Here is a 23,895-nt window from a genome sequence, read left to right as displayed (position 1 = left end):
GGGCGGTCGAACAGGGCTCGACCCTGCAACGGCGCCGGGCTGAGCCCGGCGCCGCCCCTTCATCAGAAGCGCAGGTCCGCGCGCAGGTACCAGTAGCGGCCACGCGGGATGTCGTAGGTCGAGGCGTCGTAGCCGTTCAACGAGCACGACAGGCAGATCGGCGGATCCTTGTCGAACACGTTGTTCAAGCCGGCAGTCAGCTGCAGCCCCTTCATCCAGTCGATCTTGTAGCCCACCTGCATGTCGTGGAAGGTGGTGGCCGACAGCGTGTTGGTACCTGCGGCCTGGTTGCTGCAGATCGGGAACGCTGCTGCATCACCGCAGTTTTCGGTCAGCTCGGAAATATGGCGCACCGTCCAGTTGGCGCTCCAGCGGTCCAGTGTCCAGCCGATGCTGGCATTGCTGGTCCATTCCGGAATCGAGCTGTCTGCCACCTCCACGCCCGGCTTCTGCGGCTGCTTCTGGCCGGCCGCGCCGGTGGCTTCGTAGCGGCCGACGAAGGTGTTCTTCCAGCCCAGCTTGAACTGGCCGATGGAGGACTGCGGCAACGTCCAGAACAGGTCCACGTCCCAGCCGTCGGTCTTGATCGAGCCGAGGTTGGTCAGGCGGTTGTTGAAGCTGCTCACCGCACCGGTGCTGGCACGGGTGATGCCATCGCAGTAGATCGAGTCCAGCGTGTCCACGCACAGGTCCAGCTGGGTCTGCGCATTGATCGCCTGGATCGCGCCATCGATGGCGTGGCGATAGAAGGTCACTTCCACGTCAAAGCGTTCCGACCACGAAGTGTTGTTGCCGAACCACGGGCTCCAGACGAAGCCTGCACTGAAGCTGCGCGACCGCTCCGGGTCCAGCTCTCTGTTGCCGCCGGTGGTCACCGAGATCTGCGAGTTGGCCTGCTGGAAACCGGCCGGCACCCCCAGTGCAGCACAGTTGGCCGCACTGCCTCGCGGCGGCGTACCGCCCAGGCCCACCGAGCATGGATCGAACAGCTGCAGGTCGGCACGCGCCGCCGAACCATACAGTTCGCCGATCGACGGTGCGCGGAAGCCCTCGGCATAGGTCGTGCGCAGCACGAAATCGTCGGTCACCTGCCAGCGCAGGCCGTACTTGGGCGTGAATTCACCACCGAAGGTGGAGTAATCCGAATAGCGGCCGGCCAGACTCAGGTCCAGCTTCTTGCCGAAGGTCGAATCGGCGAAGATCGGCACGCTCAACTCCAGGTAGGCCTCGTTGACGTCATAGGAACCCGAGGTGGGCTGCGATGGCACGCCGTTGTAATGGCCGGCCACGGTCAGCGGATCCGGCTGGTACGAACCTTCGTACTTGCGGTATTCGAAACCGGTGGCGAACGAGACCGGACCGGCCGGCAGCGTGAACAGTTCACTGGAGAGGTTGGCGGTGAACAGGCTCAGTTCGTTCTGGCTGCGGTCACGCACCACCGGCTGGATCCACTTCAACATGTCCGGGGTTATAGAACCAACGCCGCCGAAGATGTTCAGCGGCACGCAGCCCGGCGTCGCCGCACAGATTGCCGGATCGCCGAGCGCCATGTTGACGTTGTAGATGTTGTAGCTGCCGTAGTTGGTCTGTTCGGCCTTGTTCTTGCTGTACATGCCGTTGACGTCCCAGTACCAGCTGCGGTTGGCCGCCTGGAAGTTGCCGACGAAACCGGTGGCGAAGTACGTGGTATCCACCTTCTGTTCGAACACGCGCGCGCCGCCTTCCACCGGGCGGCGACCGATCAGGCTCAAGTTGTCGCCGGAGACCAGATCGAAGCCGAACGGATTGTAGGGATTGAGCGCGGACACGGTGATGTTGTCGGCCAGCGGATTGCCGGTGGCACCATCGGGGCCGAAGAACAGCGGCTCCGGACCTGCCTGGTTGGTTGACTCGCGGCGGTTGCCCAGCGCCTTGACATACCACTGCACGTTGTCGGTGATGTCGAAGCGGAACTGGCCGAACAGGCCCTTACGCTCCGACGGCGTCAGCACCATGTTGTATTCGGCGAAGTTGAAGCGATCAGCACTGGTGAAGCAGTGATAGTCATCGGTGCGCGCGCAGCCGGCACTGCCGTCGTAGCGCGGGTTGCTCACGCCGGTATTGGGCACGATGTTCTGCGACGCACCGGTGTTCGGATCGACGAAGGCAAAGCGTCCCTGCGGAATGCCGCCGCTGCCGAATGCCAGGCCGGTGCCCGGAATCGGAAAGCGCGACTGCTCGCGATCCTTGGCGAACACCGGGTCCTGCTTGGTCCAGCTGGCGCCGAGGAACAGGCTGTAGCGGTCGCCGCTCTTGCCCCACGCCAGGTCCACGCCCTTCTGCGTGCCGTCGCCCTTGCTGTACTCACCGTAGTTCAGCGTCACTTGGCCGCCATCGAAGTCGCGGCGGGTAATGATGTTGACCACGCCGGCGATGGCGTCGGAGCCGTACAGCGATGACGCGCCATCCTCCAGCACTTCGATGCGTTCAACGATGGCCAGCGGAATGGTATTGAGGTCGGTGGCCGAGCCGACGCCGGATGCGGACGACTCATTGACCCAGCGGATGCCATCGACCAGCACCAGCACACGCTTGGCCCCCAGATGACGCAGATCGACCTGTGCCGAGCCGGCGCCCACACCGCTGCCATCAGGCGGGAAGCCGAAGTTGCCGGACGAGTTGAACTTGGCGTTGAGGGCCGAACCGGAACCGGTGAGCTGCTGCAGCACTTCGCCGATCGAGGTCAGGCCGGTGCGTTCGATATCGCCGCGGGTCAGCGTCTGGATCGGCACCTGGCCTTCCACCTCAGCGCGCTTGATGCGGGTACCGGTGACTTCCACCGCGTCCAGATTGGTGGTGGATTGTGCAGCGGCACCCAACGGTGCCAGGGTCATCACGCACAGCGCGACGGCAACCGCCAAAGGGCGGTGGTGCAGGTGATTCATTCGCTCTCTCTCCAAAGGAATGTCGGGACTTGGGCTGCCGCACTCCCTCCCTGCATGGCGGCGCCGTCTCCTTTGTAAACAAGTGGTAAAAATCGCGGCGTGATGATCGACACTCTTTCACGCGAAATTGACGCAATTGCGGGCCGATTGCGTCAGATAGCTACAGGTTATGACCGGACGATACTGTTCACAGCAGGCAGCCTTGATGCCGGCTGCGACAGCGCGCGCCGGGTGCTGCCGCATTCATGGAAAAGGTCTTTGCGGGCCCGTTCTAGGAATAGTTTGAAATTCCTTCATTCAGAAGGCACCGCAAATCGACCCCGCGCAGACTCGTATCTCCAGCCATTCGTGGGAGGGCCGAATCATGAAAACAATGACTGCCGTGCTGGGCGTCACGATGGTGTTGACGCTGCTTCTTTCCCTGGCAGACGAATCGAGAGCAGGCGGCGTGATCGAGTGCAACAACTGCGCTTCTCCCAGCGATGCGGCCTTGGCCTCGGGATCAGGATTGACGGTTGTGGTGGATTTCGAGAGAGCCGAGTTGACTGCTTTCGACGTTGAACATGACCTTGAGACCAGAAAGTGGCGAGCGCATCCAACCCCGGTTCCAGCGCAGATTGAAATGGCCTTTCTGCGGATACTGGATGCGACGCTGTCAGCAGGGCAAGCGCCGCCCATGCAGCAATCACCGCATGAGCGGCAGTGAGACAATGCGCTACCGCACGAACGCAATGCGCTCCATACCGGTCGCCTCGGCCGCGGCCAGAATCCTTGCCATGCCTTCGTACTCGGCGGCCGGATCGGTGGCGATGCGCAGCTCCGGCAGGTTGCCGGCATGCTCGCCCGCCTGTGCCTGCAAGCGCGCCTGCAGTTCGCCGATCGCCATCGGCTGGCCATCCCAGCTCAGCTGGTTCGATGCATCCAGGCGCAGCTCGATCGGCGGCGGTGGATCGGGACGGTCAACCACGCGATCGGTGGCCTGTGGCAACTGCACGGCAATCGGCCGGGCCACGATCGGCGCGGTCACAATGAAGATGATCAACAGCACCAGCATCACATCCACCAGTGGCGTGACATTGATGTCCGCCAGCGGGCCGCTTCTTCCTGCGCTACTGAACGCCATGTGCCGCTCCCTGCAGCCGGGCCGTTCGCCCAAGGTCGACACTACGGCGCCTGCGGACCTGCGAGGCAGTGCCCACCGCTGTGGCATTCAGCTGCCGTTGCCTGCCAACACCGTGCACGCGATGCGAAACTGAATTCAGCCACTGCCCGCTATGCTGGTCGCCATGACCCGACGCTCTTCGACCGCCCTGTCCCTGCTGCCCTTGGCCACCACGCTGCTGATCGGCTGTGCCAATGCCCAGTCCCTCGATGCCCAGAACGCGCAGCTGAAAGCCGCGATCGCTGCCGCCGAACGCGGCCAGTTCGATCCCGGCCAGGCCGGCGCGCTCAGTCGCCACCCGGCTTACGGCTGGCTGGAGTACGCCAACCTGCGCCGCAACATCGACACGGTCGATACCGCGCAGGCGCAGGCCTTCCTCAAGCGCTACGACGGCCAGGCCGTGGCCAACACGTTCCGCAGCGTGTGGCTGCCCTCGGTCGCACGCCGCCAGGAGTGGCCGACCCTGCTGGCCAACTGGGTTCCCACCGACAACGCCGGCCTGCGCTGCGCGCAGCTGACCGCGCGCCAGGTGACAGGCAAGGTCGATCCGCAGTGGATCGGCGAGGCACAGGACCTGTGGCGCAAGAACGGCAAGTCCCTGCCCGATGGTTGTGATGCCGTTTTCGCCGTGCTGCAGGCGCAGGGCGGCCTGAGCGACGCCCTGCGCTGGGAACGCATCGACGCCGCCGCCGACGCCCAGCAGCCGGCGGTGATGCGCAGCGCCGCGCGCGGCCTGCCAGCTACCGATCTGGCACTGGCCAGCACGTACGCCGCTTTTGTCGACAAGCCCAATGCCAGCGCCCTGAACTGGCCGCGCAACGAACGCAGCCGGCGTATCGCCACCGATGGTCTGGCCAAGTTGGCCAAGGCCGACCCGGCCGCCACCGAACAGCAGCTGCCGCAGTACGCCCAGGCCCTGGGCCTGAGTGCAGACCAGCAGGGCCAGGTGCGGTACCAGATCGCACTGTGGACGGTGGCCTCCTACCTGCCCGATTCGGCGCGTCGCCTCAACGCGGTGCCGGAGTCGGCCTATGACGAGCGCCTGCACGAATGGCGTGTGCGCGAAGCGATGTCGCGCGGCGATTGGCCAGCGGCGCTGACCGCGATCCGCAAGATGGCCAGCAAGCAGCGCAGCGACCCGCGCTGGCGCTACTTCGAAGGCCGCATGCTGGAGAAGACCGGCCAGGCCCAGCAGGCGCAGCCGTTGTTCCGCGAGGCCGCACGCGCACCGACCTTCCACGGCTTCCTCGCTGCGGACAAGCTGCAGCAGGGCTATACGCTGTGCCCGTGGAAACCCAACGACAGCGCGCAGGCGCAGGCCGCCATCGCGCGCGATCCGGCCATCCAGCGCGCGATGGCGCTGTACCAGATTGATCGCGCCGGCTGGGCCGTGGCCGAATGGAACAGTGCGCTGTCGCGTTTTGATGACACCCAGCGCCGCCTCGCGGTACGCGTGGCACAGGACAACGGCTGGTTCGACCGTGCGGTGTTCGCCCTCGGCAAGCAGCCGCAGGAACAGCGCCTGTATGACCTGCGCTTCCCGCTGCACCACGATGCCACCATCCGCCGCGAATCGGCGCGTAATGCCATCGACCCGGCCTGGGTCGCCGCGGAGATCCGTGCCGAGAGCACCTTCACCCCGCGTGCGCGCTCGCCTGCCAACGCCATGGGCCTGATGCAGGTGCTGCCGGCCACCGGTGCCGGCGTGGCCAAGTCGATCGGCCTGACCGGCTACGGCGGCGCCGACAGCCTGTATGACCCGGACACGAACATCGCCATTGGCACCGCTTACCTGCGCCAGCTGATGAACAAGTACGACGGCCTGCCGTACGTGACCATCGCTGCCTACAACGCCGGCCCGACCCCGACCGCGCGCTGGCAGGGCCAGCGCCCGGGCTTTGACCCGGACCTGTGGATCGAGACCATCAGCTACAAGGAAACCCGCGAGTACGTGGCCCGTGTGCTGGCCTTCAGCGTGATCTACGACTGGCGCCTCAACGGCGATGCGCTGCCGCTGAGCGACCGCCTGATGGGCCGCCTGGTGGACAAGCGCAAGAGCTTCAGCTGCGCGGCCAACGCCGACCAGGGCGGGGACTGATCGCCGATGACGGTAGCGCCGGGCCATGCCCGGCGGACGCCACGCTGTATCCCGCCGGGCATGGCCCGGCGCTACCGTGCCATCATCCTCCACATGAAGATCTATCTTGTCGGCGGCGCCGTGCGCGACCGCCTGCTGCAACGCGCTGCCGGTGACCGCGACTGGGTCGTCGTGGGCGCCACGCCCGCGCAGATGGAAGCGCAGGGCTTCACTGCGGTGGGCCGCGATTTCCCGGTGTTCCTGCATCCGAAGACGGGTGAGGAATACGCCCTGGCGCGCACCGAGCGCAAATCCGGCCGTGGCTACCGCGGCTTCGTGGTCGATGCCGATCCGGCGGTGACGCTGGAAGAAGACCTGCAGCGCCGCGACTTCACCATCAATGCGATTGCCTGCGAGGAAGAGACCGGCACGCTGGTCGATCCCTATGGCGGCGTCCGCGATCTTGAACAACGCGTACTACGCCACGTCGGCCCTGCGTTCGTCGAGGATCCGCTGCGTGTGCTGCGCGCGGCACGCTTCATGGCGCGCTTCGCGCCGCTGGGCTTCAGCGTCGCGCCGGAAACCATGGACCTGATGCGCGATGTCGCCGCCAGTGGTGAACTGGATGCGTTGGTGCCAGAGCGTGTCTGGCAGGAACTACGCAAAGCACTGGTCAGCGCCCAACCCTCCGCTTTCCTGCGCACGCTGCACGATGCACATGCGCTGGGCCCGATCCTGCCCGAACTGGAAGCGCTGTACGGCGTGCCGCAGCGTGCCGAATTCCACCCCGAGGTCGATACCGGCATCCACCAGGAAATGGTCAGCGACATGGCCGCGAAGCTGGCGCCGGGCGATGATCTGGTCGGCTTCGCCGCCCTCACCCACGATCTCGGCAAGGGCCTGACCCCGCCGGAAGAATGGCCGCGCCACATCATGCACGAGCAGCGCGGCATCAAGCCGCTGAAGGCATTGTGTGCGCGGTTGAAGATTCCCACCGAGCACCAGCAGCTGGCCGAGGCGGTCTGCCGCGAACACTTGAACGTGCACCGCATCGACGAACTGCGCGATGCCACCGTGCTGGAACTGCTGGGCCGTTGCGATGCGCTGCGCCGGCCGGAACGCGTGGCCCGCATCGCACTGTGCTGCGAGGCCGACAAACGCGGCCGGCTCGGCTTCGAGGACAGCGACTACCCGCAGGGCGAAACGCTGAAGCGCCTGCACCAGGCGGCGCTGTCAGTGCAGGCGCGGGATCTGGACACCACCCATCTGAAGGGCCCGGCCATCGGCGAAGCGCTGGCCAAGGCGCGAGTGAAGGCCATCGCTGCCGCCCGCTGAAGCACCTGGTAGTGCCGGCCGCTGGCCGGCACCTTCACATCAACTACCTAGCGACGGCGCTTGCGCGAGAAGTGGTCTACGGCGTGCGCACCCAACAAGATTGGTTGCATCAAGAGGAACAGCCATCCGCCCAGCCGGAGTGTCTCCACCGGATTGAACCGGGTGATGAAGAATGCGACCGGCATGAATACGACTAGAAGTCCAAGCTCGTACACAAGAAGAGATCGATTAAAAAATCTCATCGCTTCGGCCTGCCCTCGGCGCCTTCAGCCACAAAGGAGGGAAGAGGACGGCCAATTACCTCGCAATCAACCTCAATGCGCCATGCCGCGGGTGATCGCCGCCGCACGCTGCTTCAGCTGGGCCACGGCATCGGGAATCATCTCCATGCCCACGTCCAGGCCCGGGTTCAGCACCAGGCCGACGCCGTCGCCGATACCGGCCAGCAGCGCGTGCACCGCGATCGGCATGGCATGCGCAAACTGCGGCAGCTGCTCGTGCCACAGGCCGGCGCGCTCGGGGGCGGTGAACACCGCGAACATCGCTTCACCACTCTCGCTGGTCAGCACCAGCGGCGAAATGCTCTCGTCCCAGGCACCGTCTTCACCAATGGCCTTGTCCAGCAGCACGAACGCCGTCGAGGTCAGCAGGCCGTCGAGGAACTGCGCTGCGGTCAGCGTGCCGTCCTGGGCCTGCAGCAGGCGCACCTCGAGGTCGTTGAGGGGTTCGAACGGGGTGTCGTGGTCCATGGTCGGTTCCGGTACGTGATTGCAGGGCAGACTTTAACAGGCCCGGTCCTCAACCGATGAATCCGTTCCGCCACAGCCAGCCCAGCGCAGCCAGACCGGCCACCACCACCAGCATCAGCGGCAGGCCGAAGCGGTGCCGCCACGGGATCGGCACCCCGCCCAGCTGCTGGTCCATGGTGTCGGTGTCCAGCACCCAGCCGTGCCCGCACCGGGTGCAGGCCAGCTCGTAGCGGCGCTGGTAGGTGAGGCCGAACAGCAGGTCGATGCGCGCCATCTTGTAGCGCAGCTGGGGCGCGAACTCGGTTTCCGTCTGGCAGCGCAGGCAGTGGTGGGCTTCGGTTGGGCCGACCACCACCACCCGCTCCTGCTGGCCGATCAGCAACATGTATCAGCGGCCCTGGCAGGCCGATTGGGCCAGCAGCCAGCGTTGGGCGGCGGCCAAAGTGGCGGCATCACCCTCGATGCGCTGGTCGGGCTCGATCTTCAACCCATCACCACGATCATTGCGGTCGCGCATCACGGTGGTGGTCAACAACAGGCGGCTGCCATCGGCCAGTGTGCGCACGTTGTTGCCAGTCGAGACCCCTGCCGTCGGCTGGCCGAAGCTGCGCGTCTGCGCGCGGCCACGCCACGCCAGTGCCGAGGCCTCGCCCGAACTGCCGGTACGCGGTCCGAACAGCACCGCCACCGGCGCGCCAGGCTGCCGCAGCACATAGCCGGTCTGGCCGAAGTCCAGCACCGGCTTGCCTGCACGCTGCACGGCGGTCGCGGTCAACGTCCAGCGCTCCGGCCCCTGTGCGGTTTCGAACGACCCCACATCTTCGTTGTTCACCACCGAGGTGCGCAGCAGCGGTGCCATGCCCAGCAGCATCGGCCACATGTTGCCACCGCTGTTGTCACGCAGGTCGACGATCCAGCCACAGCGCATGCCGTCGTCCTTGCTGCGGATGACCTGCTGCCACCGCGCGGCGCGCTGGATGTTCTGACGGAACGCTTCCTGTGGCGTCGCGCCGGGCGTGGAGGCATATCCCTCGATGACCAGCCAGCCGATGCGCGCATCCACCGCATCGGCGGCCTTGGCCCTTTCCACGGCGGCGGCGCCGACCTGCTGCGCGCGCGCAAGGGATTCGCTCTGGCGCTGGGTGGTCGTCCATACGCCATGATTGCCAGTGCTGACCGCAATGGCTTCGCGCAGCAACGTCAGCCGCTTCACGGGGTCGCCCTTCACCGATTGCAGTCGTGTGCGGGTGGCAGGCCAGTCCACCCGGTCGCGATACAGCGCCTGCCGTTCAAGCAGGTTGAGGATCTCGGCCTCCGCCTCCGGCGAGGGCACCTCGATTGCCTTGGGCGTATCGGCCATGGCGTTGGCAGCCACCAGCGCGATCACCAGCGCACCAATACGACGCACTCCCTTGCGAACCTGCATGTGACGTTTCCTTGTCGTTGAGGCAGGCGCACAGCATAGCCCGCAGGTGATGGCTTTCGCCATGCGCGAACTGTCGTATCTGGCCCCGCCGCGGGTTGCAGCAAGACAGCGTGCACGCGATCAGTAAATTGCAACTTTGCCCATGTCATCGCCACGTAGAACGCGAGAAGGTTGCCTCCGTCGGCGCCTCCTGCGCTGGCCGGGATTGGCGTCCTGAATGAAGCTACCTGAAGTCGGGCTTGCGACCATGTCGCGGGCTCGAATACTGCACCGTCCGTCGTCCTGCGGCGGGCGGTGCGTGGGGATCCTTCCGATCCGCCGGCTTCGTTTCCTTTGGGGAGCTTCACCGGCACGCCAACCCGCACCGCCCGCCACCTTGCATCCCTGCAGGTGGCCCAGCCTTGTGAGGTTGCTGCCATGACCACGCTCTACCCCACCTATCCACGTCTGCATGTACTGCTCGGTGCCGCAATGCCCGGCCTGCAGCTCTCCAATGCCGCAGCCGAAGCGTTGGAAGATGCGCTCACAGAAGCCCATGAACACGCTCCGCCGCCGGCCTTCTTCGCCCGGTTGCACGGCATCGCGCAAAGCCACGCCGCCGATGGTCAGGTCTGGCGCGAACGGCAACTCAGCGATGTGCGTGGCCGGGAACTGGCGGAGGCGACGCGCTGCTTGGCAGCATTGTCTGCGTGCGGCGGGGTACTGCTGGCTGCGCAGTCGGCGCGCGAGACGGACGATGCGGCGGCACAGTGTCCGCCGCAGGTGGAGGAAGGCCTGCTGCACGCGGTGGTGGTGTTGGCCGATCATGCCAGCGCGCTGGTGGCGCCGGGTGCATGCGTGGGGTAGTGGCACCGATGGATTCGTGTCGACCAAGGTCGACACCTACCAGAGCCGAGCAGGGCTCGGCTCTACAGGATCATGACAGCGGCACGGTTCGTGTCGACCAAGGTCGACACCCACCAGAGCGGGTCATGCCGCCGGGCATGGCCCGGCGCTACCAGTCCGCGCGCAGGCCGATGTTGCCTTCGATGATGCGGCGCTTCTCGTTGCGATCACCACCCAGTTCACGGGTGTAGTCGGCCACCGCGTACGCACTGATGGTGCGGTTGAAGCGCCCGACCACACCCACACCGGCTTCCAGCGCGCGCGAGCGCTGCGAATTGACGATCACATCGTCATCGAAGCGGATGCGGTCTTCGCCGGAACGGCCATGCCAGTAATTGAGCTTGAAATACGGCTGCCAGCCGTTGTCGGCCAACTGATAATCGCCGGCCAGACGCAGGCCGACGCGCCCGGTCCAGGCATTGTCGTTGTCGAAGCGCACGGTTGAAACCGCATCGCGTCGGTCATCCAGCGAGGTGCGTTGCCAGATCACCTGCAGCTGCGGTTCCAGCCACCATGCGGACTGACCAACGTGCAGCAGCGGCTTGCCTGCCTCCACTGACAGGCTGGTGCCATCGCCCTTGATCCCGAAGCCCAGCCCGCGCGAGGAGCGCACGCGGCCGTCGTAGCGGCTCTGCATCGCCACGGCATCGATGTAACCACCGCCGTTGTCGGTGAACGTCCAGTACAGGCCTACGTGCTTGTCGTCCAGGCGGTTCTGGCCCACCTGCACATTCTCCCAACCCAGTGCCAGGCCGGTGGTCTTGCCCTGCGCGCGGGTGCGGCCAACGAACACGCCGATCTGGTTGCGATGGCTGTCTGCGGCGGCGGCCCACACATCAAGGCCGGCCTGCAGGCCCATCACGTCACCATCGAAGCCCGGTTGCGCATCCCCCTTCCAATGGATCTCGCTGCTCTGCCCGACCAGCCGGCCCCATGCGGTGCGGAACGCACCCTGGTTGTACAGCAGGCGCTGCTCGCCCTGCCGCTCGTGGAAGGTACCGAGGCTGGCCAGCGAGGTCTCGCGCAGCAGCGGCGGCACCACGGCATAGGTGGCAGTCTCCACGCGGTACAGCGGTACCACTGCGCCCTCGGCGGGGCGTGCGCCCGGCGTCGGCGGCGCACCGGTTCCGGGCAGCGCACCACCGGCCACCGGCACGTCCGGCACCGCGGGATCACTGGGCGGCGCCACAGGCGCCGGTTCCGGTGGCGGCGGCGGTGGCGCGGTCTCGCCGGCAGTCAGATCTGGATCGGTGGCGCCTTCGGGCGGCGGCGGCGGTGCCGGGGTGATCGGTGGCGGTGGTGCGACGGGTGGCGTCGGCGGCGGCGGCACGCCATTGATACCGCTTCCGTTTGGCGCCGGTGCCGGGCCGGCCACCAGGGTCGAGCGCAGGTACCAGTTCTCGCTGGTACCGGCACTGACACCACCCTTGAACAGGAAGTACTCGTAGGCACCGGCCGCGACCGGTGCGAACAGCGAAAACGCGCCCGGCGCGGTGCGGCCACCATTCAAGGCCTGCACAACCAGGATGCCATCGGCCAACGTGGCAGCGCCGCTGCCGCCGGCATTGAGCACGCCGATGCCGGTGGTCCCGGTGGCAGTACCACCATCGATCACCAGGCGGTCGCTGGTGGAATTGTCCGCGCCCAACACGGTACGCAGGTACAGGCCACCGCCATCACCGCGATAGTTGCCACGTACGGTGAACACGTCGCCGGCACCGGTACCGGTCAGGTCGATGCGCCCGGCATTGACCATCTCCACCAGTGCGCCACTGTTGAACGGACGGATGGCATGGCCGCCACTGCCCGCATAGACGGTACTGGTGTCATCCACGGTGAGCGTGCCGGTGCCTGTTGCGCTGTCGCCCAGCACCAGATCGCCATCGAAGGTCAGCTCGGTGCTGTTGGCCAGGCTGATCGCCTCCCAGTTCTGGAAACGCCCCACGCCCGCAGCCTTGACGTTGCTGAAGTTGAGCTGGTCGATGCCACTGCCACCGTCGAACAGCGGCACCGCACCGAGGTTGCCCTGGTTGAGGCTGCTGAAGTTGGCCACGTCGTTGTCCGGGCCCATGTCGATCGCGCCGTAGACGATGCCGCCGCCACTCCAGTTGAACGTATCGTTGCCGGTACTGAGCAGTACCTGCCCGCGCACGGTGCCATCGGTGATGGTCACGCTGTCGTTGCCGCCACTGACGCTGATGTTGCCGCCGATGTAGGCCGTGCCCGAGATGATGATGGTATCGGTGTCGAAGCCGGTCACCACGTTGCCGTCAACCGTACCGCCGGACTGGTCCCACAGGTTCTTGTCCAGCTTCATGTTGACGCGGCCGATGCGGCCAGCGGTCATCCAGGCCTGATCGCCATCCTCGAACGCGCCGATGATGCGGCCGCCACTCATGCGGAAGGTATCGATGTTGTCGCCCTGCTGCAGCGCGCCGATCGTGCCGCCACTCATGACGAAATCATCGCGACCGCTGCCCTGCACCACCACACCGGTGACGGTGCCGCCGGTGACGGTCATCTGGTCATCGCCGCCGCCCTGGTCGACACTGTCGATCGTGCCGTCACTGAGCAGCAGCACATCGTTTCCATCGCCCTGCAGTACGCCTCCGGTGATGCTGCCGCTCTGCATCTCGAAGCGATCGTTGCCGGCATCGAACTGCACGCCTGTACGGCCACTGATGGTTCCCCGGTTGATCACCACGCTGTTACCGCCGCCGACAAACTGAAGGGCAATGTTGTTGCCGGTGCTGATGCTGCCGGTGTTGTCGACGCGACTGCCCCCCCCAAGCTGCACGGCCACACCGCCCACCGAACTGATCGCGCCCTGGTTTGACAACAGGTGACCACCGGCGCCGACCAGCGCGATGGCCGATCCACCACCACTCTGCTGCAACTGTGCACCGCTGGCGACGTTCACGGTGATGCCGGCCGCACCATTTGCGGTAACGGGAGTGGTCTGCGGATTCGGCGCGTTGGCATCACAGGTGACCGTCTGGCCGGCGGTCGGTGCGGGGTTGTTGCAGCCGGCCCAGGCGACGCTGGCGGTCGTCAGAAGCAGGGAGGGAACGGCGAGGGCCTGCAACACGGAAACAGCAAGGCGACGCGGGCGGAACGCACGCGGAACGGCACGGGACATGGGGCACTCCTGGGCGGGAAATCAGGAACTGCGTATGTGCGGCACTGCGCTTGCAGTCTGCCGTGTGGTGAACCGTTTCGATAGGTGAACTTGCGTGCGGGAAATCACAGTTCAGATGTGAAATCGCCCAGCCCTCACGCCGATGTGATGTGGCTGAAATCGTTCATTTTTTCCGGTATTCGGGAATCACGCGCAAAGCATCCACGCATGGCGTGGATCTACTGACCCTGCATCGCCAATCGATTCACTCATGGCACCTGGTAGATCCACGCCATGCGTGGATGCCGTTGGCGGATGGGGTCAGATCTTCAGATAGATCTTCCGCCAATCCAGCGACCACGCCACGCCCCACCACAGCGCGACGAACACCAGCGCCTGCAGCATCGACGCCAGCTCCAGCGCCTGCGGCATCGCGGTGGCCAGCTGCTGCCAGACCCACCCCCAAACACCGGTAGCCATCAGCACCACCGACATCACCGATGCCCCCAGATACGCGGTGATCGCATTCACCCCGAAGCGCCTGCCGAGTGCCGGCCAACCCTTCTGGTCGATCAGCACGTGGCCCAGCCACAGCGCCAGCGCCGCAAGGCCGCCGGTCCACAGCACGTAGCTGGGCGTCCACAGCTGCTTGTTCAACGGCAGCACCACGGCCAACAGCAGGCCCAGCGCGGCATTCACCGCACCCAGCCCCGCCAGCGCCGCGGCACGCCCGCTGCGTAGCAGGTCTCCGGCCAACAGGCCGAGCACGGTACTGGCCAACGCACCCAGCGTGCTCAGCAACCCTTCCGGGTCATGGCCCAGCCCGGTATCGGCGTGCCATTGATAGATCCACGGTGCGAACAGTGCGGTATCCAGGCGGCTGGCCGGGTTGGTCCACGGCGCCAGCTCACCGATGCCCAGCAGCAGCACCGTGTACCCCACCAGCAACGTGACCAGCACGCCCACCTGCACGCGCGGCCGCGCATACACCGCCAGCACACCCACCAGCGCCGCGCATACCGCAATCCGCTGCAGCACGCCCCAGATGCGGAAGTGATGGGTATCCAGCGCCCACCAGATCAGCAGGTGCAGCAGCGCACCGGCGACCAGGATGCGCAGCGCGCGCTCCAGCACGCCACGCGCCAGTGCAGGTCGCGCCGCCGCGTCCAGCGCGCGCGGCGCCACGCTGAAGGCCATCGACACGCCGACCAGGAACAGGAAGAACGGGAACACCAGGTCGGTGGGCGTGCAGCCGTGCCAGTCCGAATGACGCAGCGGTGCAAACACCGCACTCCAGTCACCCGGGTTGTTGACCAGCAGCATCGCCGCCACGGTGATGCCGCGCAGGGCATCGATCGAGCCCAGCCGGCGTGGCGGCGTACCGTTCATCAAGCGGCCTCGTACTGTCCGGCAATCCAGGTGCCCCGCACCTGCAGGGCGTCATCCAGCAGCACCAGGTCGGCCTGGTAGCCCTCGGCGATATGGCCCAGGCGGTCGTCGACGTTGAGGAACTGCGCTGGATAGGTCGACGCCATGCGTGCGGCTTCGGCCAACGGTTGGCCGAGCAGCTGCACGGTGTTGCGCACGGCGGTGGCCATGTCCAGCGCAGAACCGGCCAGCGAACCGGCGGCATTGCGCACCACACCGTCGATGGCAGTGATGGTTTCGCCGTACAGCACGTAGCTGGGGTCGTCGGCCCCCACCGGCGGCATCGCATCGGTCACCAGCAGCAAGCGACCGCGCGGCTTGGCCGCCAGCGCCACGCGCAGGCTGGCCGGATGCACGTGCACGCCGTCGACGATGATGCCGATCCAGCTGTCGCGGTCTTCCAGCGCAGCACCCACCGCGCCGGGCTCACGCCCCTGCAGCGGCGACATCGCGTTGTACAGATGAGTGAAGCCACGCACGCCGGCATCCAGGCCGGCACGAATCTCTTCGTAGGTTCCAGCCGTGTGGCCAGCGGCGACGATCACGCCGCGCTCGACCAGCGCGCGGATGGTCTCCAACGGCACGCGTTCCGGTGCCAGCGTCAGCAGGGTCACGCCGTTGTCCAGCGATGCAGCCAACGCGATCTCTTCTTCGTCCGGCACGCGGAATTTGCTGGGATCGTGGGTGCCCTTGCGCGCCGGCGCGATGTACGGCCCTTCCAGGTGGATGCCGATCACACCCGGCATGCCCTGCGCGATCGCCTCCCGCATCGCCGCGATCGCTTCGCGCATCACGCCCACATCGTCGCTGATCAGCGTTGGCAGCATCGCGGTGGTGCCGAAGCGGCGGTGCGCCTGTGCGATGGTACGCAGCGCTGCCACGTCCGGCGTGTTGTTGAACAGCGCCCCGCCTCCGCCATTGACCTGCACGTCGATGAAGCCGGGCAGCAGCCAGCCGCCGCCCAGATCGACTTGCTCGGCGGCGTGGCCGAGTTGCGGTGCGGCATCGGGCAGCAGCGCGCTGATGCGGCCGTCCTCGATCACCACCGCCAGATCGTCGCGGAACTCTTCACCCACGAGGATGCGCGCGTTGCGCAGCACAGTGGCCATCACACCGTCTCCGTAACCTTGTTCAGATGCGGCGGCAGGTCCGGGTTGAAGCCACGGCGCAGCGCCAGCGCATTGATCGCGCGATAGAAACTCTGCACGGTCAGCAGGGGTGCGCACAGCGGATGCGGCGCGGCCGCCACCGGCAGGTTGCCACCGGCACCGGCCATCCACACCTGCGCACCGCGCGCGGTGAATTCTTCGACCACCGCACGGGTACCGGCGCCGGTTTCATCGGGCTGGGCAAAGGCCAGCACCGGGAAACCGCGATCAACCAGCGCCATCGGGCCATGCTTCACTTCAGCCGAGCTGTAGGCTTCAGCATGCAGGCTGCAGGTTTCCTTGAACTTCAGTGCAGCTTCCTGCGCCGCGCCCAGGCCAAGGCCACGGCCGAGCACGAACAGATTGGTCGCGTCCACCAGGCCCTCGGTCACCGACGTCCAGTCGCACTGCCAGGCCTCGCGCATCGCATCCGGCAGCAGATCCAGTGCATTGCGCAGGCTGCTGTCCTGCTTCCAGTACGCGGCCAGCTGCAGCAGTGCCGCCAGCGACGCCAGGTAGCTCTTGGTCGCTGCCACGCTCTTTTCGGCACCCGCATGCAGCGGAATGACCGTGTCGGCCAGCTGCGCCAACGGCGAATCCTCGACGTTGACCAGCGCGATCACGCGCGCGCCAGCGGCCTTGGCGGCCTCGGCATTGCGCAGCAGGTCCGGGCTCTTGCCCGACTGCGAGATGACGATGAACAGCGCGCCACGCAGCTGCAGCGGTGCGGCATAGACCGAACCCACCGACGGCGAGGCCGAAGCAACCACCAGGCCCAGCTGGGTTTCCAGCAGGTATTTGCCATAGGTGGCGGCATGGTCGGAGCTGCCACGTGCGCAGGTGACCACGAACGGCGGCGGCGCGGCGCGCAGGCTGGCGGCCAGGGTTTCCATGGTGGCGTGGTTGCGCGAGAACTGGCGGGCGACCACGTCGGCCGCTTCAGCGGCCTCGGCGAACATCAGGGTAGCGGTGGGGTCTGACAGCGACATGGCAGGCTCAGGCAGGATCGGAAGGAAGGGGGCGTGCGCCGGCCGGGCGCATCGGCGCGGTCGAACCGCGCACCACCAGCTGCGGCACGAAGCCCTGGTTGTGCAGCGGTGCCGGCGCATCGTCGTAGGCATCGCTGCGCAGCTGCGCGATCAGCAGGCGCGCGGCATGGCGGGCGATGTCTTCGGTAGCCTGCTTGGCGGTGGTCAGCGGCGGCCACGACTGGCGCGAGAACGGGCTGTCCTCGAAACCGGCAATGGACAGGTCGTAGGGCACGTTCATGCCGGCCGACTTCGCCGCTGCCAGTACACCGGCGGCGATTTCGTCGTTGGAACCGAAGATGGCAGTGGGCGGCTCACGCAGCGCCAGCAGGCGGCGCGCGCCGCGGAAACCGTCGTCGAAGGTGTAGTCGCCCTGCACCACCAGGTGCTTGTCCACGATCATGCCGTAGTCCTTCAGCGCGGCTTCGTAACCGGCGTAGCGCTCGCCCGAGGAGCGGTGCGAGATGCCGCCCCAGAGGAAGCCGATGCGCTGGTGACCCAGCTGGATCAGGTGCTCGGTGATCTCATAGGCCGCCTCACGGTCGTCGACGAACACGCAGGCGCCGTCGGCCGGGTCTTCGGTCGCGGCGATGATGCGCACCAGCTTGATGCCGCGCGCGGTCAACGCCTGGATCAGGTCGCGGCGCTCGGACATCGGTGCGGTCAGCACCAGCCCGGCCAGCCGCGAACGCTGCACCCAGTCAGCCAGCTCATCGGCCAACAGCGGCGAGCTGGAATCGCAGGGATGGATCTGCAGGCCGAAACCGGTCTCGCGGCACGCGGCCAGCACGCCGTTCTGCACGCCGATGATGTGGTACGGGTTCGGGTTGTCGTAGACCAGCCCGATCACGAAGGTGGTGCCGCTGCGCAGGTTGCGCGCAGACGGATCGGGTTCGTAGTCCAGTTCGGCGATGGCACGCAGCACCCGCGCACGGGTGGCCTGCATCACAGAAGGTTCGTTGTTGATCACCCGCGAGACCGTCTTCAGCGAGACCTTGGCCTTCTCCGCAACGTCCTTGATGGTCGCTCTGCGCATGGGTTTTACCTGGGGTTGACTGCCGTCCATCATCGCCGATCAGACCTTGTCCTGCGGCAGGCCGGCGCGATGGCCGATCACCGAATAGAACAGGATGTACAGGTAGCAGGGCACCATCAGCAGCACGAACACCAGCTGGAAATCGATGTGCTGCTTGAGCACGGCGAACAGCTGCGGAATGATCGCGCCACCGGCGATGCCCATCACCAGCAGGGCCGAGCCGGTCTCGGTGAAGCGGCCCAGGCCACGGATCGCCAGTGGGAAGATCGCCGGCCACATCATGGCGTTGGCAAAACCCAGCAGGGCCACGAAGGCCACCGACACGTAGCCGTGGGTGGCCCAGGCGCCGAGGCAGAACACCACGCCCAGTACGGCAGAGAAAGTCAGGTAGCGCGACTGCGACACGACGTTGGGAATCACCAGCAGGCCGACCACGTAGCCGATGAGCATGGCGAACAGGGTGAACGCGGTGAACATCTTGGTCTGGTCCAGCGGCAGGTCGAAACCATGGCCGTAGGTACCGATCGCATCGCCGGCCATCACCTCCACGCCCACGTAGACGAACAGACACAGCACGCCCAGCCACAGATGCGGGAACTGGAAGATGCTGCGGCGCTCGGCGGCGCCAGCGGCAACCGGCGTGGCGTTGGCCTCGGAGGACTTGATTTCCGGCAGCGGCGAGAACAGCACAGCCACCGCCAGCAGCACCAGCAGGCCAGCCATGGCCAGATACGGCGCGTGGATCTTGGCGGCGAATTCGTTGAGCAGCTGCGCCTTGGTCGCTTCATCGGCAGCGGCCACGGTCGCCGACAGATCGCCGATGCCATGCAGCACCACAGTACCGATCACGATCGGCGCCAGGATGCCGGCGATCTTGTTGCAGATGCCCATCATCGCGATGCGGCGCGCGGCGGTTTCAATCGGACCGAGGATGGAGATGTACGGGTTGATCGCGGTCTGCAGCAGGGCCAGGCCACTGCCGATCACGAACAGGCCGCCAAGCGCGCCCGGATACCAGCGCTGGGTGGCGAATTCACCGAACAGCGCGGCACCACCGGCCATCACCAGCAGGCTCAGGCTCAGGCCCTTCTTCATGCCGGTGCGGCGCAGGATCCACGACGCCGGCAGGGCCAGGAAGAAGTAGGACAGGTAGAACACCATCAGCACCAGGAAGGCGCCGACCTCGCTGAGTTCGAAGGCGAGCTTGACGAAGGTGATCAGCGGCCCGTTGAGCCAGGTGAAGAAGCCGATCAGGAAGAACAACACGCCAACGATGGCGATGGAGGTGGCCACGTTCGGGCGCGCGCTTGCAGCGGGGACGGCGGACATCAGGAGGGCTCCTGCGGCGACGGCCGCAGAACGCGGCGTCGGAGAGTGGCTGGGAACAACGTTGTCACATTCTTTCGGTGGACAGCGACCGTTTGTCAACTTCCATCCGCAGCCCCGTGACCCTCGTGCTGCACTGCGCAAGCTGATCGCAACGCGTCGTGCTGAATGCGCCGCAGCCCTTGAGCCCCGTGCTGCAATGGTTCCCGTGTGAAAGCGGCACTCACGCCATGTAAACGTTTACCACCCGCTGCATTCGTTGCAACGCAGCAACGAAAGTGTCACGAACTCGTTGACATCGTTGTCAGCGGGGTTACAGACTCCGCCCCAATCGCCGCCCCCGATCCTGGGTGCGGCCCCACCTGCAGCAGGAGCCCGCGTGACCGCCAGCCACCCCGCCCCGTCGCATGTTCTGTCCCGAGTCGCGCCCTCGTTCCTGGCCGCCGACGTCGGTGGCACCCATGTGCGCGTTGCCCGGGTCCAGGCCAGCGGAGATGCCGCCCATCCGGTGCAGGTGCTGGAATACCGCAAGTACCGCAATGCCGACCATTCCGGCCTCAGCGCGATCCTGTCCGACTTCCTCGGTAACGGCGTGCGCCCCACGCATTGCGTGGTCGCCAGTGCCGGTTACGCCCGCGAGGACGGCACGGTGATCACCGCCAACCTGCCGTGGCCGCTGTCGGCACGCCAGGTGGAGGCCGATGTCGGCCTGCAGCGGGTCTACATCGTCAACGACTTCGAAGCGGTGGCCTATGCCGCCGCGCAGGTGGACGCCAGCGGCGTACTGCACCTGTGCGGGCCGGACACCGCCCCGCGTGGCCCGACCCTGGTGGTCGGCCCCGGCACCGGCCTCGGTGCGGCGCTGTGGATTCCCACCGCGCACGGCCCGGTGGTGCTGCCGACCGAAGCCGGCCAGCCGACGCTGGCGGCCAGCACCGAACTGGAAATGGCCATCGTCCGCCACATGCAGCGTGACCGCGCGCATGTGTCGATCGAGCACGCGATCTCCGGTCCGGGCCTGATGAATCTGTACCGCGCGGTGTGCGCACTGCAGGGCCAGGTACCGACGCTGGCCAGCCCCGATGCAGTCACTGCCGCCGCCATGGCCGATACCGATGCGCACGCGCGCCAGGCGCTGGATGTGTTCTGCGGCCTGCTTGGCAGCACCATCGGCGACATGGCGCTGTTCTACGGCGCCCACGGTGGCGTCTACCTGGCCGGCGGCATCCTGCCGCAGATCCGCGAATACCTGCACGCCAGCACCTTCGTCGAGCGCTACCTGCAGAAGGGGCCGATGGGCGAAGCGCTGGCACGCATCCCGGTGAAGGTGGTCGAGCACGGCCAGCTGGGCGTGGTCGGCGCTGCCAGCTGGTACCTGCAGCAGTCGGCCGCCTGACACCGCAACAGGCTTCAACGCAATCGCAGCACGCAGTACGTGGCACGCCAACGCACGGGACTTTGCCGCCGCCCCGCGCATGTCATCGCAACCGTAATCGAACACCGCCGCCGGCATCCAATCGAGTGATGAGGAGAGACATCATGAACACCCGCAAGACCCTGCTTTCGGCCGCCATCGTCAGCTGCCTCGCCTTCAGTGCGCACGCGCAGCAGGCCGCCCCGACCGCCACCGACCTGGACACCGTGACGGTCACGGGCATCCGTGGTTCGATGGAAAAATCGCTGGACACCAAGCGCGAATCCAATGCGCGCGTGGAAGTGGTCACCGCCGAAGACGTGGGCAAGCTGCCCGCGCACAATGTCGCCGACACCCTGCAGCGCCTGCCGGGCGTGAACATCAGCTCGTCCAGCGCCGATGAAGGCGGCTTCGACGAAGCCGACCGTGTGAGCCTGCGTGGCACCAGCCCGAGCCTGACCCAGACCCTGATCAACGGCCACACTGTCGGCTCGGCCGACTGGTTCGTGCTCAGCCAGGGCAACAACGTCGGCCGCAGCGTCAGCTACTCGTTGCTGCCGTCGGAACTGGTCAGCTCGGTGGAAGTGAACAAGTCCTCGCAGGCCAAGCTGCAGGACGGCGGCACCACCGGTACCGTCAACATCATCACCCGCAAGCCGCTGGAATTCTCCAAGCAGTTCACCGCAGAAGGTTCGATCGGCGCGGTGCGCTCGGACCAGGCCAAGTCGAACGACCCGCAGCTGTCTGCCCTGTTCAACTACAAGAACGATGAAGGCACCTTCGGCGTGATGCTGCAGGCCTTCAGCCAGAAGCGCGAGCTGCGCCGCGAAGCGCAGGAAATCCCGGGTGGCTTCTTCACTATTGAAGCCAACGATCCGGTGGCCAAGACCAACCCGGATCTGGTCGGCGTACAGGTTCCGGGCCTGCTGGGCTCAACCCTGTTCGAACAGACCCGCAAGCGCACTGGCGGCCTGGTTTCGCTGCAGTTCAAGCCGACCGACGATCTGAGCTTCGTACTCAGCGGCTTCAGCTCCAAGCTGGAAGCGAACAACTACAACCGCAACTTCATGATGTTCGGCAACAGCTTCGGCAAGTCGCAGGCTCCTGATCCGGGCTACGTGGTCAAGGATGGCGTGCTGACCCAGGCCAGCTACGCCGGCAAGCCAGGCACGAACTACGCGGTGTACGACATGATCTACCGCGAGTCGACGGCCAAGACCAACTACATCACCCTGGATGCCGACTGGCAGGTCAGCGAGAACCTGACTGCGAAGTTCCAGGCCGGTACCACCAAGGGCACTGGCGAGACGCCGCGCCAGTACATCGCCGAGCTGCTGACCGCGAACGGTGGTGGTGCCAACTGGACCACTCATGGCAACGGCTCGCCGGTGGACTGGAATGTGGGTGGCGATCTCAGCCCCGCCGGCGCGAGCTGGGGCGGCACCTGGGGCAACCAGCAGGTCACTGCAATCGACAAGGAAAAGTGGGCCAACGTCGATTTCAGCCAGTACTTCAACGCAGGCGTACTGAGTTCGATCGATTTCGGCGCGCGCTACGCCGACCACACGCGTGAAGCAAAGTCGCCGGAAGGCGCCACCCCGGGCAACATTTGGGACGCCTTGCGCGGCAGCCCCACCGCCAACTACCCGGGTGGCTTCGCCGGCGACATCGGCGGCAGCTTCCCGCGCAACATCTGGTACTACACGCCAGCGGCGTTGCGCGACGCGGTGACCAACAATTCCGAATGGCTGTCCGGCAATGATGGCCCCGACGGCCGCCACAACTACGGCGCCGAATGGAAGGTCACCGAGAAGAATTTCGCCGCCTACGTGCAGGGCAATTTCAGCGGCGACCGCTGGAGCGGCAACGTCGGCCTGCGCTACGTCAACATCAAGCAGGACATCGACACCTACGCCGCAGCCACCGGTTCGACCGTGCCGGACGTGAGCAGCCTGTTCGGTGCCTGGACGCGCCAGGCGTTCGAGAACAAGCACAACCGCGTGCTGCCCAGCGCCAACCTGAAGTTCGACCTGCGTGATGACCTGGTACTGCGTTTCGCAGCGTCGCAGACCCAGACCCTGCCCGACTTCTCGGCGCTGGGTGCTTCGTCCTACGGTTCGGACCTGAACCGAAAGGGCGGCGGCGGCAATCCGAAGCTGAAGCCGGTGATCTCGACCAACTTCGACGCCAACCTGGAGTGGTACTTCATGCCGCGCGGCATGCTGTCGGTCGGTGCCTACTCGATGCGCCTGAAGGACTACGTGGCCTTCAGCACCGAGAAGCAGATGCTGTTCAGCGAGCTGACCAACCGGCTGGAGGAGTACGACATCTCGCGTCCGAAGAATGCCGACGGCAAGGTACGCGGCATCGAAGTGGCCTATGAGCAGCCGATCGGCGAGTACTTCGGCGTCAACGCCAACTATACCTACGCCGATGGCAGCACCGAGCACACCTGGGCCGATGGAACCGACAACCTGCTCGGCACTTCGAAGAATACCTACAACGTGGGTGCCTACTTCGAGAACGACACCTTCGGTGCACGCGTCAGCTACACGCGCCGTTCGTCGTTCCTGATCGGCCTGTCCGGTGCCAACCCGTACTACCAGGATGACTTCGGCACCCTGTCGGCATCGCTGAGCTACAAGGCCACCGACTGGCTGAGCATCAGCTTCGATGCGCTGAACCTCAACAACCCGACCTACAAGTACTACCAGACCGCGGCCATCCCGACCTCGTTCTACAGCAACGGTCGCCAGTACTACCTCAACTTCCGCTTCAAGTACTGATCCAGCGGCGGCAACATCGCCGAGTCGTGCACGCACGCCGGGCCTGGGTCATT

General features: G+C 66.0%; 17 protein-coding genes. 6 read left to right on the top strand and 11 right to left on the bottom strand.

All coding sequences use genetic code 11. The annotated features are described in order from the left end of the window. Positions 1-62: 62 nt before the first annotated feature. Positions 63-2,924, bottom strand: a complete 2,862-nt coding sequence (locus ABR323_RS21090) for a TonB-dependent receptor (protein WP_135275095.1) — start codon at positions 2,922-2,924, stop codon at positions 63-65. Between the two features lie 364 nt (positions 2,925-3,288). Between ABR323_RS21090 and ABR323_RS21085 the strand changes: the two genes are divergently transcribed. Then, a complete protein-coding gene (locus ABR323_RS21085; protein WP_135275096.1) occupies positions 3,289-3,630 on the top strand; it encodes a hypothetical protein in 342 nt (113 codons plus the stop codon). Between the two features lie 9 nt (positions 3,631-3,639). On the opposite strand, the gene ABR323_RS21080 is transcribed toward ABR323_RS21085, so the two are convergent. Then, on the bottom strand, positions 3,640-4,047 hold the full coding sequence (locus ABR323_RS21080; RefSeq protein WP_439450707.1) for an ExbD/TolR family protein: 408 nt from the start codon (positions 4,045-4,047) through the stop codon (positions 3,640-3,642). Positions 4,048-4,198: 151 nt separating this feature from the next. Here ABR323_RS21080 and ABR323_RS21075 point away from each other — a divergent pair, with 151 nt between their 5' ends. After that, the gene (locus tag ABR323_RS21075; RefSeq protein ID WP_439450706.1) at positions 4,199-6,184 is read left to right on the top strand and encodes a transglycosylase SLT domain-containing protein; all 1,986 of its coding nucleotides are present in this window, start codon (positions 4,199-4,201) and stop codon (positions 6,182-6,184) included. Between the two features lie 93 nt (positions 6,185-6,277). Beyond that, positions 6,278-7,498 (top strand): multifunctional CCA addition/repair protein, encoded by a 1,221-nt coding sequence (locus ABR323_RS21070; protein WP_135275163.1) that lies wholly within the window; start codon positions 6,278-6,280, stop codon positions 7,496-7,498. 314 nt (positions 7,499-7,812) lie between these two features. On the opposite strand, the gene ABR323_RS21065 is transcribed toward ABR323_RS21070, so the two are convergent. Genes ABR323_RS21065 through ABR323_RS21055 form a run of 3 tightly spaced genes read right to left on the bottom strand, consistent with a single transcriptional unit; the run spans position 7,813 to position 9,673 of the window. Next, positions 7,813-8,247 carry an SseB family protein gene (locus tag ABR323_RS21065; protein ID WP_180838424.1) on the bottom strand — a complete coding sequence of 145 codons (435 nt, stop codon included), beginning with the start codon at positions 8,245-8,247 and terminating at the stop codon, positions 7,813-7,815. Positions 8,248-8,296: 49 nt separating this feature from the next. Continuing rightward, positions 8,297-8,632 carry a hypothetical protein gene (locus ABR323_RS21060; RefSeq protein ID WP_439450705.1) on the bottom strand — a complete coding sequence of 112 codons (336 nt, stop codon included), beginning with the start codon at positions 8,630-8,632 and terminating at the stop codon, positions 8,297-8,299. Positions 8,633-8,635: 3 nt separating this feature from the next. After that, complete coding sequence (locus ABR323_RS21055) at positions 8,636-9,673, bottom strand: S41 family peptidase (protein ID WP_439450704.1); 1,038 nt, start codon at positions 9,671-9,673, stop codon at positions 8,636-8,638. A gap of 417 nt (positions 9,674-10,090) precedes the next feature. Here ABR323_RS21055 and ABR323_RS21050 point away from each other — a divergent pair, with 417 nt between their 5' ends. Continuing rightward, a complete protein-coding gene (locus ABR323_RS21050; protein WP_439450703.1) occupies positions 10,091-10,519 on the top strand; it encodes a hypothetical protein in 429 nt (142 codons plus the stop codon). A 148-nt stretch (positions 10,520-10,667) separates the two neighbouring features. Here the strand turns inward: ABR323_RS21050 and ABR323_RS21045 are convergent, their stop codons facing one another. The 6 genes from ABR323_RS21045 to ABR323_RS21020 all read right to left on the bottom strand — a co-directional run bounded on the left by ABR323_RS21045 (position 10,668) and on the right by ABR323_RS21020 (position 19,645). Further along, positions 10,668-13,697, bottom strand: a complete 3,030-nt coding sequence (locus ABR323_RS21045) for an autotransporter family protein (protein ID WP_439450702.1) — start codon at positions 13,695-13,697, stop codon at positions 10,668-10,670. Positions 13,698-13,997: 300 nt separating this feature from the next. After that, positions 13,998-15,065, bottom strand: coding sequence for an acyltransferase family protein (locus tag ABR323_RS21040; RefSeq protein ID WP_439450701.1), 1,068 nt, complete (start codon positions 15,063-15,065; stop codon positions 13,998-14,000). Further along, positions 15,065-16,213 carry an N-acetylglucosamine-6-phosphate deacetylase gene (gene nagA, locus ABR323_RS21035; protein WP_439450700.1) on the bottom strand — a complete coding sequence of 383 codons (1,149 nt, stop codon included), beginning with the start codon at positions 16,211-16,213 and terminating at the stop codon, positions 15,065-15,067. The genes ABR323_RS21040 and nagA overlap by 1 nt, the downstream gene beginning before the upstream one ends. Then, entirely contained in the window at positions 16,213-17,241 is a 1,029-nt protein-coding gene (locus tag ABR323_RS21030) for an SIS domain-containing protein (RefSeq protein WP_439450699.1), read from the bottom strand. The genes nagA and ABR323_RS21030 overlap by 1 nt, the downstream gene beginning before the upstream one ends. A gap of 7 nt (positions 17,242-17,248) precedes the next feature. After that, complete coding sequence (locus ABR323_RS21025; protein WP_439450698.1) at positions 17,249-18,316, bottom strand: LacI family DNA-binding transcriptional regulator; 1,068 nt, start codon at positions 18,314-18,316, stop codon at positions 17,249-17,251. Positions 18,317-18,355: 39 nt separating this feature from the next. Beyond that, the gene (locus ABR323_RS21020) at positions 18,356-19,645 is read right to left on the bottom strand and encodes a sugar MFS transporter (RefSeq protein ID WP_439450697.1); all 1,290 of its coding nucleotides are present in this window, start codon (positions 19,643-19,645) and stop codon (positions 18,356-18,358) included. Between the two features lie 376 nt (positions 19,646-20,021). On the opposite strand from ABR323_RS21020, the gene ABR323_RS21015 reads away from it, so the two are divergent. Beyond that, positions 20,022-21,038, top strand: coding sequence for a glucokinase family protein (locus ABR323_RS21015; RefSeq protein ID WP_135275109.1), 1,017 nt, complete (start codon positions 20,022-20,024; stop codon positions 21,036-21,038). A 143-nt stretch (positions 21,039-21,181) separates the two neighbouring features. After that, the gene (locus ABR323_RS21010) at positions 21,182-23,842 is read left to right on the top strand and encodes a TonB-dependent receptor (protein WP_439450696.1); all 2,661 of its coding nucleotides are present in this window, start codon (positions 21,182-21,184) and stop codon (positions 23,840-23,842) included. Positions 23,843-23,895: the final 53 nt, after the last annotated feature.

It is taken from the genome of Stenotrophomonas sp. ATs4 (assembly GCF_051861585.1).
Lineage (GTDB): Bacteria > Pseudomonadota > Gammaproteobacteria > Xanthomonadales > Xanthomonadaceae > Stenotrophomonas > Stenotrophomonas maltophilia_AS.
This window is presented reverse-complemented; position numbering and strand designations above follow the sequence as displayed.

Coding starts and splice junctions, on each gene's coding strand:
- ABR323_RS21010 (WP_439450696.1), top strand. CDS start 21,182: ATGAACACCCGCAAGACCCTGCTTTCGGCCGCCATCGTCAGCTGCCTC.
- ABR323_RS21050 (WP_439450703.1), top strand. CDS start 10,091: ATGACCACGCTCTACCCCACCTATCCACGTCTGCATGTACTGCTCGGT.
- nagA (WP_439450700.1), bottom strand. CDS start 16,213: ATGGCCACTGTGCTGCGCAACGCGCGCATCCTCGTGGGTGAAGAGTTC.
- ABR323_RS21055 (WP_439450704.1), bottom strand. CDS start 9,673: ATGCAGGTTCGCAAGGGAGTGCGTCGTATTGGTGCGCTGGTGATCGCG.
- ABR323_RS21080 (WP_439450707.1), bottom strand. CDS start 4,047: ATGGCGTTCAGTAGCGCAGGAAGAAGCGGCCCGCTGGCGGACATCAAT.
- ABR323_RS21020 (WP_439450697.1), bottom strand. CDS start 19,645: ATGTCCGCCGTCCCCGCTGCAAGCGCGCGCCCGAACGTGGCCACCTCC.
- ABR323_RS21040 (WP_439450701.1), bottom strand. CDS start 15,065: ATGAACGGTACGCCGCCACGCCGGCTGGGCTCGATCGATGCCCTGCGC.
- ABR323_RS21025 (WP_439450698.1), bottom strand. CDS start 18,316: ATGCGCAGAGCGACCATCAAGGACGTTGCGGAGAAGGCCAAGGTCTCG.
- ABR323_RS21065 (WP_180838424.1), bottom strand. CDS start 8,247: ATGGACCACGACACCCCGTTCGAACCCCTCAACGACCTCGAGGTGCGC.
- ABR323_RS21030 (WP_439450699.1), bottom strand. CDS start 17,241: ATGTCGCTGTCAGACCCCACCGCTACCCTGATGTTCGCCGAGGCCGCT.
- ABR323_RS21060 (WP_439450705.1), bottom strand. CDS start 8,632: ATGTTGCTGATCGGCCAGCAGGAGCGGGTGGTGGTGGTCGGCCCAACC.
- ABR323_RS21045 (WP_439450702.1), bottom strand. CDS start 13,697: ATGTCCCGTGCCGTTCCGCGTGCGTTCCGCCCGCGTCGCCTTGCTGTT.
- ABR323_RS21075 (WP_439450706.1), top strand. CDS start 4,199: ATGCTGGTCGCCATGACCCGACGCTCTTCGACCGCCCTGTCCCTGCTG.
- ABR323_RS21090 (WP_135275095.1), bottom strand. CDS start 2,924: ATGAATCACCTGCACCACCGCCCTTTGGCGGTTGCCGTCGCGCTGTGC.
- ABR323_RS21085 (WP_135275096.1), top strand. CDS start 3,289: ATGAAAACAATGACTGCCGTGCTGGGCGTCACGATGGTGTTGACGCTG.
- ABR323_RS21070 (WP_135275163.1), top strand. CDS start 6,278: ATGAAGATCTATCTTGTCGGCGGCGCCGTGCGCGACCGCCTGCTGCAA.